Annotated in this window: 1 protein-coding gene and 1 pseudogene; one reads left to right on the top strand and one right to left on the bottom strand. The window is 69.1% G+C overall.

What is annotated here, in order from left to right:
- Positions 1 to 1,503: hypothetical protein (locus B0F77_RS48560; protein WP_211294386.1), on the bottom strand; the 1,503-nt coding region annotated here is incomplete at its 3' end.
- On the opposite strand from B0F77_RS48560, the pseudogene B0F77_RS49545 reads away from it, so the two are divergent.
- A pseudogene (locus B0F77_RS49545) lies at positions 1,481 to 1,715 on the top strand (hypothetical protein); the annotation flags it as partial. The gene B0F77_RS48560 and the pseudogene B0F77_RS49545 sit on opposite strands and share 23 nt — an antisense overlap.

The following is a 1,715-nucleotide window of genomic DNA, read 5'->3' as shown; positions in this document are numbered from 1 at the left end:
AGATGTGTATAGGGGACAGGGGGGCGGGGGCGCGGAGCGGGTGTTGTCCTGGGTGTCCGCGTCGGTGTCGGGCGTCGGCCTGGGCCTGCCGTCCCCGACGGCGTCCTTCAGCACCTCGTAGGCCGGCGTGACGCCGGGATCGGTGTTCGGGGTCTTGTGGGGGCGGTCCTGCTGGAACGTGTCCGGGTTCTGGTCGAGGATCTTGTACGACCCGTGCTCGGCGAGGTCGTCGAAGGCTTCCTTGCGGAACGCGTCGCCCAGCGGGTGCCGGAACGGGATCTCGTGCGTCTCGATGCTGTTCTTGAAGTCCTGGCGCGCGTCCGCACGGCCGGTGGAGTCGATGTAGCTCTCGTAGAGGCCCTGGAAGCGCGACCCCGGCTGGGCGGCGGCGTTGATCGTGTTGTTGATGTCGTTGCGGTTGGTCGCCTCGTGGATCGCGAACGCCTGCACGTGGGGAGCCGGAACGTCGGGGTCGGCGTTGTTGTTCAGGTGCTCCTGCAGCTGGTGCTGTGCGGACACCAGTGACAGACCACCCTGCGTGTAGTCGATCAGCAGCACGTTCTTACCGGGCGGCAGGTCGCCCAGGAACTCGTTGAAGTGCTGGTCCAGCATGTCCTGCTGCTGGTCGGTCATCGGCTCGGTCTTGGGCTTGCCGTCGGGCCCGTTGTACGCCGGGGCGAGGATCGAGTTCGGGTCGGCCGGCAGCGGCCGGAAGTTCGACAGCGGGATGGACACCGCGCCGTGACCCTGGTTCTGCAGCGCGGCGACCACGGCCGCGGGGCTGCGACCCAGGCCGACGTAGTTGTACTGGTCCGGCGGGTACTTGTTCGTGATGTCGGTGGCGAGGTCGTTCACCGCGTCCAGGACGTTCTGCTGTTCCTGGATGTTCTGCTCGGCGGCGATGCCCTGCATCTCGCTGTGGAAGTCCGCGGCGTTGTCGACGCCGTACACCTCGGGCTTGCGGTTGCCGCCACCCAGCTCGGCGTCGTAGAGCAGCGGGTGGATCGCATTTTCGACAGTGCTTCTCGGCGGCACGGTGATCCCGTTGTCCGCCAACCACTGCTTGGTCATGTACGGCGTCAGGCCGACCGTGGTGTTCTCGTCGACCCTGATGCCGACGAACTCCGACGGCTTGTTGGGCGCGTGCACGTAGTTGCCGTCCACCAACTGGTGGCTGGCGTCGTCCTTCGCCGGGTTCTGGGCCCGGTAGCCGTCCACCCGCTGCTGGGCCGTCGGCTCGACCGCGTCCTCGTACACCGAGTCGGTGTCGCTGTCCGTGTCGCTGTCCGAGTTGTTGCCGGACCGCTGACCTTGGTTGTTCGGCGTCTGGTTCGGTGCCGGCGTGACGACCGGCGCCACGACGAGTCCGGGTGCCGCGCCGGGGTTCGTCGTCGTGTTGGGGTCGGCCGACGTCGACGGGCCGCTCGCATGAGGCGCGGGCCGCGTCTTGACGCTCGGATCGCCGGGGTTGGGCGGGTTGGTGTTCGGGTTGGCCGGTGGCACGTCGGCCGCCGGCGCCGGACGCGTCTGTGCGGGCGGCGGGACGTTCGTGTCGGGGGCCGGCTTCGGCTGGACCGGGGGAGCGTTGGTCTCGGGCTTCGGCGTGTTCGCCGGTGGGACGGCGGTGTCCGGCCGCGGCGGTGGGGTGTTCGCCGGTGGCGTGTTGATCGGCGGGGTGTTGGCCGGTGGGGTGCTGGCCGGTGGCGTCGCGGTGT

This window comes from Lentzea kentuckyensis (assembly GCF_002150765.1).
Taxonomy (GTDB): Bacteria; Actinomycetota; Actinomycetes; order Mycobacteriales; family Pseudonocardiaceae; genus Lentzea; species Lentzea kentuckyensis.
This window is presented reverse-complemented; position numbering and strand designations above follow the sequence as displayed.